14 protein-coding genes and 1 pseudogene are annotated in these 12,925 nt (G+C 68.0%); 7 read left to right on the forward strand and 8 right to left on the reverse strand.

Annotation, left to right across the window (positions count from 1 at the left end):
* Positions 1–114: 114 nt before the first annotated feature.
* The 3 genes from H7U20_RS00415 (at position 115) to H7U20_RS00425 (ending at position 2,184) form a co-directional block, all read left to right on the forward strand.
* Positions 115–1,038 (forward strand): cobalamin-binding protein, encoded by a 924-nt coding sequence (locus tag H7U20_RS00415; protein WP_370593041.1) that lies wholly within the window; start codon positions 115–117, stop codon positions 1,036–1,038.
* 137 nt (positions 1,039–1,175) lie between these two features.
* Positions 1,176–1,865, forward strand: coding sequence for a thiol:disulfide interchange protein DsbA/DsbL (locus H7U20_RS00420; protein WP_199517646.1), 690 nt, complete (start codon positions 1,176–1,178; stop codon positions 1,863–1,865).
* A gap of 1 nt (position 1,866) precedes the next feature.
* Positions 1,867–2,184, forward strand: a complete 318-nt coding sequence (locus H7U20_RS00425) for a hypothetical protein (protein WP_199517647.1) — start codon at positions 1,867–1,869, stop codon at positions 2,182–2,184.
* Positions 2,185–2,380: 196 nt separating this feature from the next.
* Here H7U20_RS00425 and H7U20_RS00430 read toward each other — a convergent pair whose 3' ends face one another.
* On the reverse strand, positions 2,381–2,572 hold the full coding sequence (locus H7U20_RS00430) for a type II toxin-antitoxin system CcdA family antitoxin (protein ID WP_199517648.1): 192 nt from the start codon (positions 2,570–2,572) through the stop codon (positions 2,381–2,383).
* A 216-nt stretch (positions 2,573–2,788) separates the two neighbouring features.
* Here H7U20_RS00430 and H7U20_RS00435 point away from each other — a divergent pair, with 216 nt between their 5' ends.
* Entirely contained in the window at positions 2,789–3,535 is a 747-nt protein-coding gene (locus tag H7U20_RS00435; RefSeq protein ID WP_199517649.1) for an SDR family oxidoreductase, read from the forward strand.
* Positions 3,536–3,661: 126 nt separating this feature from the next.
* Positions 3,662–4,186, forward strand: a complete 525-nt coding sequence (locus H7U20_RS00440; protein ID WP_233410409.1) for an ester cyclase — start codon at positions 3,662–3,664, stop codon at positions 4,184–4,186.
* Positions 4,187–4,384: 198 nt separating this feature from the next.
* Here the strand turns inward: H7U20_RS00440 and H7U20_RS00445 are convergent.
* A pseudogene (locus H7U20_RS00445) lies at positions 4,385–4,537 on the reverse strand (helix-turn-helix domain-containing protein); the annotation flags it as partial.
* A complete protein-coding gene (locus tag H7U20_RS00450; RefSeq protein WP_199517650.1) occupies positions 4,530–5,402 on the reverse strand; it encodes a LysR family transcriptional regulator in 873 nt (290 codons plus the stop codon). The gene H7U20_RS00450 and the pseudogene H7U20_RS00445, both read right to left, overlap by 8 nt.
* A 113-nt stretch (positions 5,403–5,515) precedes the next feature.
* Between H7U20_RS00450 and H7U20_RS00455 the strand changes: the two genes are divergently transcribed.
* Positions 5,516–6,640 carry an L-dopachrome tautomerase-related protein gene (locus tag H7U20_RS00455; RefSeq protein ID WP_199517651.1) on the forward strand — a complete coding sequence of 375 codons (1,125 nt, stop codon included), beginning with the start codon at positions 5,516–5,518 and terminating at the stop codon, positions 6,638–6,640.
* Positions 6,637–7,413, forward strand: coding sequence for a glycine betaine ABC transporter substrate-binding protein (locus H7U20_RS00460; RefSeq protein ID WP_199517652.1), 777 nt, complete (start codon positions 6,637–6,639; stop codon positions 7,411–7,413). Before H7U20_RS00455 ends, H7U20_RS00460 begins: the two co-directional genes overlap by 4 nt.
* 112 nt (positions 7,414–7,525) lie before the next feature.
* On the opposite strand, the gene H7U20_RS00465 is transcribed toward H7U20_RS00460, so the two are convergent.
* The 5 genes from H7U20_RS00465 to H7U20_RS00485 are packed head-to-tail and all read right to left on the reverse strand — an operon-like array spanning position 7,526 to position 12,813.
* Positions 7,526–8,434, reverse strand: a complete 909-nt coding sequence (locus H7U20_RS00465) for an HlyD family efflux transporter periplasmic adaptor subunit (protein ID WP_199517653.1) — start codon at positions 8,432–8,434, stop codon at positions 7,526–7,528.
* Between the two features lie 45 nt (positions 8,435–8,479).
* Positions 8,480–8,701: a DUF1656 domain-containing protein gene (locus H7U20_RS00470; RefSeq protein WP_370593039.1), complete on the reverse strand. Its 222-nt coding sequence runs from the start codon at positions 8,699–8,701 to the stop codon at positions 8,480–8,482.
* Complete coding sequence (locus H7U20_RS00475; protein WP_199517654.1) at positions 8,670–10,823, reverse strand: FUSC family protein; 2,154 nt, start codon at positions 10,821–10,823, stop codon at positions 8,670–8,672. Before H7U20_RS00475 ends, H7U20_RS00470 begins: the two co-directional genes overlap by 32 nt.
* Before the next feature lie 18 nt (positions 10,824–10,841).
* A complete protein-coding gene (locus H7U20_RS00480; RefSeq protein ID WP_199517655.1) occupies positions 10,842–11,339 on the reverse strand; it encodes a MarR family winged helix-turn-helix transcriptional regulator in 498 nt (165 codons plus the stop codon).
* 49 nt (positions 11,340–11,388) lie between these two features.
* Entirely contained in the window at positions 11,389–12,813 is a 1,425-nt protein-coding gene (locus H7U20_RS00485; protein ID WP_199517656.1) for an efflux transporter outer membrane subunit, read from the reverse strand.
* Between the last annotated feature and the right edge of the window lie 112 nt (positions 12,814–12,925).

Genomic DNA, 12,925 nt, shown 5'->3' on the forward strand with positions numbered 1-12,925 from the left:
ACCCCAGTTTGTGCCGCGGGGTCGAGCAGGCGTTCCAGCGCCCCACGCAGCCCCCCCCATTCTTTGGAAACCACCCCCATGCAGCATCCGATTCGTCTCCGCGCGCTGGCTTCGATGGCGCTGCTCTGCACCGCCACCCACAGCCCCGCCACCCAGGCCGCAACCCACGCCGCAACCCACGCCGCCACCCAGGCCGCCACCCAAGCCGCCATCACCGTGCGCGACGACGCCGGCCTGACCGTCACGTTGGCCAAGCCGGCGCAGCGCGTCATCGCCATGGCGCCGCACATCACCGAGCTGCTGTTCGCCGCCGGCGGCGGCGAGCGCGTGGTCGGCGGCATGAACTTCAGCGACTACCCGGCCGCCGCCAAGCGTCTGCCGCTGGTCGGCAGCAACGAGCAGATCGACCTGGAGCGCGTGCTGGCCCTCAAGCCCGACCTGCTGGTGGTCTGGAAGGGCGGTAACAGCTCGCGCCAGATCGAGCAGCTGAAAAGCCTGGGCCTGCCGATCTACTACAGCGCGCCGGCCAAGCTCGACGAAATCGCCACCTCGCTGATCCGTCTCGGCCAACTGCTCGGCACCGAGCCGGCGGCGCAGGCGGCGGCCAGGGACTACCGGCAGAAGATCGCCGCGCTCGGCGCCAAATACGCGCAGCGCCCGCCGGTGCGGCTGTTCTACCAGATCTGGGACAAGCCGCTCTACACCCTCAACGACGAGCACATCGTCAGCGACGCGATCCGCCTGTGCGGCGGGCGCAACGTGTTCGGCATGCTGAAGGTGATGGCGCCGTCGGTCGGCGCCGAGGCGGTGGTGCAGGAAAACCCGGAGGCCATCGTCGGCGGCGAGCGGCACGAGGGCGACAGCCCGACCGACAGCGGCCTGGCGATCTGGCGTCCATACAAGGGCATGCTGGCGCTGCAACGCGGCAACCTGTTCGAGTTGAGCGGCGACCTGATGGCGCGCGCCACGCCGCGCATGGCCGACGGCACCGCCCAGTTGTGCGAGAAACTGGAGCTGGCGCGCCGCCGACGCCCTTAAAGCGGACTTAATTTGGCGCCAAAACGCCGATTTTTGCGTCCCGGCCCCAAAACGCCGCGAAAAAAGTGGTAATCTCGCGGCGATCGCACCATTGTTTTCCACCGCGTGTGCCAACCCCATCGAACAAGGATTTTGTTATGCGTCTTCTGCGTCTGCTGCTCGTCTCCGTCGCCTTCATGGCCTCCGCCTCCGGCGCCTTTGCCGCCGAACCGAAAAGCGGCACCGATTACCTGACGCTGGACACGCCGGTGCGCGCCGACACGGGCAAGAAGATCGAAGTGGTCGAGGTCTTCATGTACCACTGCCCCCATTGCAACGCGCTCGAACCGGTCATGGCCGACTGGGTCAAGCAGCAGGGCGACAAGATCGTCTTCCGTCGCCTGCACATGGCCAGCGGCCTGAGCGACCCGCAAGCGCACGCCTTCGCCACGCTGGAGGCGATGAACCTGCTGGGCGGCGGCATCCATGAAAAAATCTTCCACGCCATCCACGTCGAGCGCAACCGCCTCAACACCGACGCCGGCCTGCTCGACTTCGTCGTCAAAAATGGCGTCGACAAGGCCAAGTATCTGGAATTTTTCAACTCCTTCGCGGTCCAAACCAAGATGAAGCGTTCGATGCAACTGGTCGGCCAGTACAAGCTCGACAGCGCACCGAGCATCGTCATCGACGGCCACTACGTCACCTCGCCGGCGATGGCCGGCGTCGGCAAGCCGGTGCCGGCGGCGCACGCGGCGCTGTTCCAGGTGATGGACGCGCTGGTGGCCAAGGCCAACCAGGAAAAGAACGGCGCAACGGCGGCGGCCCCAAAGGCAGTCAAGAAATAATATGAGCGAAAAAAAGAACGACGTCGAAAAGGGCGTGATGAAGATGTACCGCGAGTCCGAGCCCAACATCGAGGACTTGTACGAGCGCAGCTACGTCAACCACATCGCCTGGAGCGTGCTGGCGCTGGCGCTGGGCCTGATCTTCTGGCTGACCGTCGCCCTGGTCAACGCCGAGAACCAACGCAACGCGCTGTTCACGGCGCAGTGCGCCGATCCGGTGTTCAAGGGCGAGCTGGACAAGAAATGCCTGAAGAGCGTCCACTCGCGCGAGCACTGGTGGCAGCACGTCGGCTACGCGCTGACGCACGTGCGGCCGTAGCCACGGCCGACGCCGTTCCGTTCGCAAGGAAAAGCCCGCTGATGCGGGCTTTTCCTTTTCTGGCATTGAGCTCGAATCAGTACGATCCAAAAAGGCGGTCTAGAGCTGCCAAAAGTTGTTGTTTTGTACGTCAATGAGGAGAGGTGCCGAAGACCTGGATGCGGAAGTGTTGCGATGAATATCAAATCTTGCCATCTCAGAGCAAACGGAACTCTTCCAGCGCCACGCCTTCCGCTTCAATGAGCTTGTTGTACTCGGCTAAAAATGCAGCGTGCTCATCGTTCCAATTGCTGGCAGTCGGCTCGCCGGGGCGGGCGGCTGCTGGCCTTTTTGCAGGTTGGCACATTTCTAAGATTTGCTGACTTGAACGAAACGTAAATCGTTTCATATTGGCACCGGTTCGGAGTGGATACGCACGGCGATTATAGCGCGATCGAAATGCATCAGCGCTGTTGGCGAATGGGGTAGAGTTGACTTACATTGAAGTCAGGGCATGGCGCTCCCCCAATCGACAATGGCACATGCCCGAGTCGGGCTGTGCATGCATTGGCCTGCCAATCCTTGCTATGATTTCCGCTTTGACGAACAGAGCATGGAGCAAGGCATGAAACAAGTGATCCTGATTACCGGCAGCGGGCGCGGCATCGGCGCGGCGACGGCGCTGCTGGCCGGCCGGCGCGGCTACGCGGTGTGCATCAACTACCGCAGCGACGCCGCCGCCGCCGAGGCGCTGCGCCGGCGCATCGTCGCCGCGGGCGGCGAGGCCATCGCCGTGCAGGCCGATGTCGGCGTCGAGGCCGACGTGCTGCGCCTGTTCGCCACCGTCGACGCGCAACTGGGCGGCATCACCGCGCTGGTCAACAACGTCGGCATCCTGGAGACCCAGTGCCGCTTGACGGAGATGTCGGCCGAGCGCCTGCAGCGCGTCTTCACCACCAACGTCATCAGCTACTTCCTGTGCTGCAAAGAGGCGGTGCGCCGCATGTCGACCGCCAGCGGCGGGCAGGGCGGCGCCATCGTCAACGTGTCGTCCGGCGCGGCCAAGGTCGGTTCGCCCAACGTCTACATCGACTACGCCGCCTCCAAGGGCGCGGTCGACACGCTGACCTTGGGCCTGTCGAAGGAGGTGGCGGCCGAGGGCATCCGGGTCAACTGCGTGCGGCCGGGATTGATTTACACCGAGATCCACGCCAGCGGCGGCGACGCCGACCGCGTCGCGCGCATGGCGGACTCGGTGCCGATGCGGCGCGGCGGCCAGCCGGAGGAGGTGGCCGAGGCCATCCTGTGGCTGCTCAGCCCCGCCGCCTCCTACGTCAGCGGCAGCTTCATCGACGCCGCCGGCGCGCGCTGAGCATTCATTGTCATCTTCAACAAAAACAAGAGGATGATTCAAAGCGCGGCTGCATTATCAAACCTGGACGGAAGCGTGACAATGCTGCTTCTTTTCACCCATCCAGGACCAAACCATGCCGAACCAATGCCCGCCCGCTTTGCTGAGCGCCGCCGTGCTCGGCGCCGGCTCGACCACCGTGCTGGCCGCCGACGCCATGCTGCCGCTGCCGCAGCACGTCGCTGGCGTCGCTTCCTCGCCCGAGTTGGAGGCGGTGATTTTGGCGGCGCGCCGTTACGCCGCGTTCTGGAACACCGGCGATCCGGCCTATGCCCAGCAGGCGCTGGCGGCCGACTTCACCGACCGCACGCTGCCGCCCGGCCGCGAGCAGGGCATGGCCGGTCCGCCACAGGCCTCGCGCACTTCCGCAGCGCCGTCCCCGATCTGAAAGTGGCGGTGACCGACCTGGTCGCCGCCGGCGACCGCGTCACCGTGCGGCTGCATTTCACCGGCCACTTCACCGGCCAGTTCGGCAAGGTGCGGGGCAAGGGACAGGCGATCGACTTCCAGGCCATCGACCTGTGCCGCGTGGTTAAAGGCCGCATCGCCGACAACTGGCGCCTTGAGGGCAAGCTGACGCTGCTGCAGCAGACGGGCGTGGTTCAGCAGTAGGCGCGCCGTTGCGGCTTGGCGCGGCAGCTGGCCGAAGCGCTCCAGCAGGAAGTCGATCAGCGGCGCGATGCGCGGCGGCTGGCAGCGGTTGCGGTGGTAGAGCAGCTGACCAGTACGATGGAGGGTTGCTCGCCCAGCTCCCTTTTCGGTCAGGCGCGGCTGGCGCGTGGTGCGCTCGAACAGCTTGACCTTGGGCGAGGCCTCCAGCCGCTGGATGCAGGCGCTGGAGGCGGCCGGCGACATGCCCTGTTTGCGGCCGGCGGCGGGGAAGCTGCCCAGCTCGGCGGCGTCGAGGAAGAGGCGGAGTGTGCCGAAGCGGTCCATGGCGTTTTTGTGTTCGGGATTATTCATGCCGGGCGAGTGCTTCGAGGGTGGCCGCCAGCAGCGTGCGCAGGCGCGGCGAGCGTTTCAAATCCTTGTGGTAGCCGGCCCAGACGTCGCGGCCGGGCGGCGGCTGGCCCAGGTCGGCCAGTTTCAGGCCGCGCAGTTGGTCGCCGAGGCAGCGCGGCAGCACCGCCAGGCCGGCGCCGCTGCGGCACAACTGCGCCTGCACGTCGCGGCTGTTGGCGCGCAGGGCGACGCGGGCGCGCGGCAGGCGCGCCTTCAGCCAAGGCACGTCGGCCAGTTCGCCGTAGGCCGTGTCCATGGTGATGAGGCTGTGGCCATGGCCGTCGCCGGGCGGCCCGGCCTTCTTCAGATAGGCGCTGCTGCCGTAGACGCCGAAGGCGACGTGCATGGCTTTGCGTTGGATGACGTCCGGCTCCTCGAACTGGCGGAAGCGGAACACCAGGTCGGCCTCGCGGCGGGCCAGGCTGACCAGCCGGGTCTCCGTCACCAGTTCGATTTGCAGACCGGGGTTGGCGGCGCTGAAGCCGGCCAGCACCGGCGCCAGCAGATGGGCGCCGAACCACTCGGTGGTGGAGACGCGCAGCAGGCCTTCGAGCTGCTGCTGGCCGGACAGCTTGCGCGCCACGGCGAGGGCTTCGTCCTCCATCTTCTCGACATTGCGCAGCACCGCCTCGCCCTCGTAGGTCAGCAGGAAGCCGTCGTCGGTGCGGTGGAACAGCTCGTGGCCCAGGCTCTGCTCCAGCGCGCGGATGCGCCGGCCCATGGTGGGCTGCGACTGGCCGAGCAGCTTGGCGGCGGCACCCAGCGTGCCGCCGCGCGCCACGGCGAGGAAAATCTTCAGGTCATCCCAATTGGTGTGTATTTTCATAGCATGAAGCAGTCATACATTTATGAATGGGTTTTGAGCATTTTAATTGGTTTTCCTGCGTTGGTGAATGGCTTAAGCTGGCCTTTTCCCAAGCGTTTCAAAGGACCGACGAGATGGACCACCACATTCCCCACCACCGCGTGGCCACCATGGGCGCGCGTATTGCCGCCGCCGCCGTGTTGGCCGCCGGCGTAGCTGCCGGCGCCCCGACCGTCGCTGCCGAGCTTCAGGTCGCCGCGCAGAGCGACAGCATGATCTGGAACGGCGTGGCCGTCGCCGGCAAGCGCGTCTTCGTCGCCGGCCCACGCTGGACCGGCTCGCGCGGACCGGCGCTGGCGCTGCTAGACGCAAAAGGCCGGCCGCAACCCTTCCCGAGCGCCGCTTGGAACGCTTGGCAGCCAGGAGCCGACGCGGCGCAGGCCTTCGTCAACATCAACGCCATCCATCTGGACGGTCAGGGCGGCTTGTGGGCCGTCGACTCCGGCGCGCCGGCCTTCGGCGGCGACCCTCTGCCAGGCGGCGCCAAGGCCGTGTTGATCGACCTGAAGACCAACCGTGTCAAGCGCGTCTACCACTTCGGCCCGGAGCTGGCGCTGGCCGGCAGCTATGTCGACGACATCCGCCAACACGGCAAGTATGCCTACCTGACCGACGCCGGCAGGCCGGGCCTGATCGTGCTCGACCTGGTCAGCGGCCAGGGGCGCCGCGTGTTGGACGGCTCGCCTTCGACCACGGCGCGGCGGGACCGACCCATCGACGTCGACGGCCAGATCGTCCGTGGCGGCGACGGCGCGCCGTTGCTGGTCAACGCCGACCCGTTCGAGATCAGCCCGGACGGCCGCCATCTGTACTTCGGTCCGCTGGCCGGTCCGTGGTCGCAGATCGAAACGCGCCTGCTGAACGACGCCTCGCTCGATGCCGCCAGTTTGGAGAGCGCCGTCAAACCCTGGGCGGACATCGGCCCCATCGGCGGCAGTGCCATGGACCGCCAGGGCAACCTCTACTTCACCGATTTGAAAACCAACAGCCTGATGAGGCGCACGCCAAACGGCAACGTCAGCACGGTGCTGCGCGACGACAGATTGCACTGGGTGGACGCGCCGGTGATCGACCAACGCAATCGCATCTGGCTGCCGGTGCCGCAGATGGACCGCAATGCGTTGTTCAACGGCGGCCGGTCCAAGGTGCGGTGGCCGATCATGCTGTACACCTTGCAGTTGGAAGGAGGCGAGCAATGACGGCGCCGTTGCGGCTGGGGCATATCGACTTGTCCTTCCATGCCGCCAGCGCGGCGGTGGTGCAGGCGGTGCTGCTGGAACATGGCGTCGCGGTGGCGCTGTCGACGGCGCCGCACGAGGCGATGTTCCAGGCGCTGGGTCGGGGCGCGGTCGACCTGATGGTGTCGGCCTGGCTGCCGGCAAGCCACGGCGGCTACATCGCGCCGATGCGCGAGCAGGTGCGCGAGTTGACCGTGCTGTACCGCCCCTACTGCATCTGGGGCGTGCCGGACTATGTGCCGGAGGAGCTGGTGGCGTCGGTGGACGACCTGCTGCGGCCGGAGGTGCTGGCGCGCATGGAGCGCACCATCCAGGGCATCAATCCCGGCGCCGGCATCAGCCGCTTCTCGGCGGCGATGGTGGACGCCTACGGCTTGGCCGAAGCCGGCTACCGCTTCCGGCCCGGCAGCGAGGAGGACTGCTTCGGCACCTTCGAGCATGCCGTGGCGCAGCGGCGCTGGCTGGTGGTGCCGTTGTGGAGCCCGCAGTTTTTGCACCATCGCCACCGCATCCGCGCGCTGCGCGAGCCGCGCGGCATGTTGGGCGGAACCGACGCCGCCACCCTGATCGTGCGGCGGGCGGCCGAGTGCCGCATCGGCGACGCGGCCTTGCGGGCGCTGGCCGGTCTGCATCTGGGGAACGCGGTGGTGACCGAGTTGGACCACCAGATCCGCGTCGAAGGGCGGGCGCCGCTGGCGGTGGCGCAGGCCTGGCTTGGCCGGCAGCGCGGCTGAGCCGAGAAACCCCACCGGCGAAATTGAGGGTCGGACCCGCCGGGTCCGACCCTGGCTTTGCACCCCTGGATGGAGTTGTGGCCGCCGGCGCCTTGATGTAGCGCCATCCGGCTCAGGAAGCGCTGGCCTTCGCCTTAGCCGACACCGCCGTCTTCGCCGCGTGCGGTGTCAGCACCACGGTGCAGGTGGTGCCGGCCACCAGTTGCAGCGACGTGGGCAACTGGTCGATGTGGATGCGCACCGGCACGCGCTGCGCCAGGCGGACCCAGTTGAAGGTCGGGTTGACGTCGGCCAGCAGCTCGCGGCCGGTGCTGGCGTCGCGGTCGGTGATGCCGTGGGCGATGCTCTCGATATGCCCGCGCAGCACGGCGCCGCCGCTCATCAGGTGCATCTCGACCGGGTCGTTCGGCGTCAGCATCGGCAGCTTGGTCTCTTCGAAATATCCCACCACATAGAACGATGCGCGGTTGATGACGGCCAGCTTGGCGGCGCCGACGGCGGCGAAGTCGCCGACGTGCACGTTGAGGTTGGTGACATAGCCGGCGGCCGGCGCGCGCACCACCGTGCGCTCCAGGTTCAGCCGCGCCATATTGCGCGCCACCAGCGCCGCATGGTACTGCGCCGAGGCGGTGCCGACGGCGAATTCGGCCGTCTCGCGGCTCTCGGCCGAGACGATGCTGCTATCGAGGCCGGCGCGGCGGCTGGCCTCCTTCGAGCGGCGGCCCTTTTCCACCTGCTGTGTGGCCAGCACGGCCTCGGTCTGCGCCAGCGCGTTTTCGTAGCGCGCCTTGTCGACGACGAACAGCACCTGGCCCTGCTGCACCAACTCGTTGTCATGCACCAGCACCTCGGTGACGGTGCCGGCGACGTCGGCGCCGATGCTGACCACGTCGGCCTTGATGCGGCCGTCGCGGGTCCAGGCCGATTCCATGTAGTGGTTCCAGGCGCTGCGGCCGACCCACAGGGCGGCCGCCAATAGCAGCAGGGTGATGCAGTAGCGGATGATCTTGGATGCGTTCACGTTGGCGTTCCGGTAAAAAGGTTGAGTTCGAAGAGGGGGCGACGCTCAGGCGTACAGGGCGCCGATCAGGGCGCCGAAAATGCACACCAGCAGGCAGAGGCGCACCAACGCCGGATGCCACAGGTGGCGGTACAGGCCGAACCGGCCGAGCAGCCAGTCCAGCGCGCCCTGCAGCACAAGACTGAGCAGGAACAACGGCAGGATGGTCGGCAGCAGCACGCCGAAGATGGCCAGCTCACGCGGCATGGTGTGGACGATCGGCAGCATGTGCGTCTCCTGGAAATTGCGCCATCTGGTCGCGCAGGGATGTGTAAATGGAATGCAGGTCGATCAGCGCGGTGCGCAGGCGTTGCTCGCGTTCCGGGCCGGCGTCCGGCAGCTCGACGCGCAGCGTCGGCCCGGCCTGCAGCAGCGCGGACTGGGCCGCCGCGCAGCTGGCGGCGGTGGGCGCGCGCAGATAGCGCGCCAGCATGTCGACCGCCAGTTCGAGCGCCGCATTGACCGCATTCCGCGCCGGGCCGGCCTGCGAGGTGGCGACCAGCTGGCGCATTTCGATCACCGAGTGGCCCAGCTCCAGCAAGGTCAAACCCTGGCGCACCACGGCGCGCGCCGCCTTGCCCGGCGCCGGACCGGCGGCCGCGTTGAGCTGGTTGAGCAGGTCGCGCACGCGGTTGTCGAAGCGCTGCTTGAGTTGGGGTAGCGGCGCCTTGCAGGTGGCCAGCGTTTCGCGCCACAGGGCGGCGGCGATGTGGTCCGGCTGGCCCATGGTGTGCTCGGGCAGCACCACGGCGAAGATCACGTAGGCCACCGCCACGCCCAGCACCAGCGTCAGCGTGGTGTTGAAGAAGGCGGCCACGTCGTAGTGCATCAGGTTCAGCGGCGCCACCACCTGGGCGGCGAACAGGCTGATGCCGACGCCGATGCCGGCGCGCTTGGGATCGGTGGTCAGGTAGGCGCCCAGCGCGAACACGGGCAGGGCGGCCAGCACCAGCATGGGATAGTCGTCGGCGCGGATGACGAGGAAGAATTCGGTGAAGAAGGACAGCGGCCAGCAAAGCAGGAAGCCGATCAGCACCTGCTTGACCATCATCGTCGGCCGTGGCGACGACGAGGCCAGCGCGCAGAACACGGTGGTCATCAGCATGGCGTTGGCGGCGTAGGGCCAGGCCAGCCAGTACCAGGCTGCGGCGGCCACCAGCAGCGCGCTGGCGGCGCGCACGCCGCTGCCGACGACGATCGCCGCCGGCGTCTTGGGGCTGTAGGCGAGCGGGTCGCTGACCTGCCGCCGCCCGGCCTGCGCCAGGCCGGCATACAGCGCGACGAAGGCGCGCATGTCGCGGGCGAAACGTTCGAGCAGTTCGACGGCGGTGTCGAAGTCGATCTGGCAGGCGCGCTCGACCTGGCCCAGCGCGGCGCGGGCGGCGGCGATCTGCTGCGCCAGCCGGGCGCGCGCCAGGTCCAGGCTGTCGACAGTGGCGTCGTCGCGCAGCGCGGCGGCCAAGGTGGCGTGCAGCGGCTCGACCAGCGCCAGCACCGGACCGGCCGGCCCGGTGCGCAGCCGGTGCAGCAGGCGGTGCAAGGTGTAGAAGGTGGTCAGCGCGGCCATGAAGGCGCCGTTGAAGGCGTGCAGCTGGCGCGTGTGCGAGCGGGCGTGGGCGGCCTCGAAGAAGGCGGCGGCGCGGCCCGATTCGAGGGCGGCGATGTCGGCGGCGAAGCGCAGATGGGTCAGCTCGGTTTCGGCCGGCGTCAGGCGGCCCCGCAGCGCCTCCTGGCAGAAGCCGAGGAAGCGGCTGTAGCGCGCCTGCACGGTGCGCATCACCTGTTTCGACTGGTGGCGCGGCAGCAGCGCGTCGTGCACCACGGCGGCGCAGATGATGCCCAGGCCGACCTCGGTGACGCGGGTCACCGCCAGCGTGAACACGGCGGCCGGATTGTCGATGGCGGGAATGGCGATCATGCAGGCGGTGTAGCCGGCCAAGACGAAGCTGTAGGACTGCTGGTTGCGGTACATGGCGGCGCCGCCGGTGCACAGGCCGACCCACGCGGCCAGCACCATGAACAGCAGCACCGGTTGTTGCGGGATCAGGGCGATCATCAGCAGCGCGCCGGCGCAGCCGACCAGGGTGCCGAGCAGGCGGTAGAAGCTTTTTTCCAGCACCATGCCGCTGCTCGGCAGGGCCAGGATGAAGGTGGTGGTCATCGCCGTGTTGGGCGAGTCCAGACCGAGGCGGAAGGCCAGCCACAAGGCGCCGAAGGCGGCCAGCATGGTCTTGGCGACGAAGATGATGCGCTCGCCCTCGCTGCCGCGCCAGTCCCGCGCCTGCGCAGCGATCCACTGGAGCGCTCTCGTGGCCGGGGAAGATGGGGGGGCGGAGGGCGCTGGGGTCATGGTGGTCGGTGGGCTTTGCTAGGTGGCGTTTTCGAGATTGTCCAGCTGTCGTTTGAACAGCGATTCCAGTTGTTTCACTTCGTCGGCGCTATAGCCTTCATAGGCGCGCATGGTGCTTTTCCAGACCTCGGGCAGCACCTGGGCGATCAGCTCGCGGCCGCTGTCGGTCAGCGAGATCATCACGCAGCGGCGGTCGCCGGGGCGGTTGCCGCGCACGATCAGGCCTTGCGTCTCCAGGTCGTTGCAGACCCGCGTCAGGTTGGCCGGTTTTTCCATGCAGGCCTCGCCCAGGGTGGAGGCGGTCGAGGTCTCGTCGTCCGAGCCGTACAGCACCGCCAGCACCATGTAGCTGGCGTCGACCAGCTCGTATTTGCGCAGCGCGGCGTTGCTCAGGTCCTTCATCCGTTTTTGGATGTGGTAGGTCATGCGCAACAGGCGCACCATGTCTTCCGGGAAGTCCGGCATGCGGGCATGGATATTTTGCAGGCGCTTTTTTGTGGCTTCAAAACTGCTCATCGCCTTCTCCTCTGCTTGTCTCGAAAGGCTTGATTGTACTATCGAAGCATCACGGCAAATCCAGTTTTATTCCGCCGCCCAGGGCCGCCATCAGCTCGGCATAGTTGTCCAGTTGGCGGCCGACGATCTGCGCCTGCTGCTGCTCTTCGTTGAGCAGGACGATGCGGGCGTTGATGACGCTGAGCGAGTCCGTCATGCCGGCGCGCCAGGCTTTTTCGGCCAGGGCGTGGGCGCGTTGCGCCGAGGCCAGCGCCTGCCGGCTCAGGCGTTCCTGCTCGCCCGTCGAGGCGGCGCGGGTGACGGCGTTGGCCACCTCCGCCAAGGCCTGCACCACGCTGGCGTTGTACTGCTCGACGGCGCCGTCGTAGGCGGCGGTTTGCGCGCCCAGTTCGCCGCGCAGGCGGCCGCCCTCGAAGATCGGCAGGCTGATCGCCGGTGTCACGCCGCGCATGGCCGAGTGGGTGTCGAGCAGATGGCTGAAACCGATCGACTGGAAGCCGGCGAAGGCGGCCAGGTTGATGTTCGGGTAGAAGGCGGCGCGCGCCGCCTTGATGCGCTGCGCCGCCGCCTCGACGCGCCAGCGTTGGGCGGCGATGTCGGGCCGGCGGCCGAGCAGCTCGGCCGGCAGCGCGCTGGGCAACGCGGCGGCGTGGTCCAGGGTCAGCGTGGGCCGGGCGATGGCCTCGCCGTCGCCCGGTCCCTTGCCGATCAGTGCCGCCAGTTGGTTGCGCAGCAGGGCGATCTGCCCGCCGATCTGCTCGTGGTCGCGGCGGCCGGCCGGCAGCGTGGTTTCGATGCCGCTCACGTCGATGTCGCTGGCCAGGCCGGCGGTCTGGCGGCGCCGGGTGATCTCGAGGATGCGCTGGCGCTGCGCCAGGTTGGCCACGATGGTGTCCTGCAGCGCGTAGTCGAGCGACAGCTGGATGTAGCTGCGCACGATGGCCGACTGCAGCGCCAGGCGCGCCATCTGCGACTCGGCCGAAGCGGTCCGCACCTCGCCCAGCGCGGCGGCCAGCACGTCGCGGTTGCGGCCCCACAGGTCCAGGTCGTAGGAGCCGGACAGGCTGGCCGTGTTCTTCCAGGCGTAGTTGCCGGCCAGCGGGGCGGGCACGGTGCTGTGGGCCGAATACAGTTCGCGGTCGGCGCTGGCGCTGGCGTCGACCTTCGGCAGCGTGGCCGCCTCGGCCACGCCGGCCAGCGCGCGCGCCTGGCGCACCCGCGCTTGGGTGGCGTGCAGGCCGGGATTGTCGGCCAGCGCGGCGTCGACCAGGCGGTTCAATTGGGGATCGTGCAGGCTCTCCCACCAGGCTTGCGTCGGCCATTCGGCCTTGCCGGCGGCGGCGCCGATGGCGCCGCCGGCGTTCAGCTCGGCCGGCTTGAGCTGCCGCGCCTGCGGCTTGACGTTGCCCATGTCGGCGCAGGCCGCAAGGGCGAGCGTCAAGGCGGTGGCGGTCAAGGTGCGGATCAGTGTCATGGCGGCGTTTGGTGGAAGAGGGTGTCAATGGGCCGCGCGCCGGTTTGGGGCGGGCGGCTCTTGTTTGGGGCGCCAGCGACTCCGGCAAACCCCAGCGGCAAAGAGCCGGGGG

Source organism: Rugamonas violacea, from assembly GCF_016461825.1.
Lineage (GTDB): Bacteria > Pseudomonadota > Gammaproteobacteria > Burkholderiales > Burkholderiaceae_D > Rugamonas.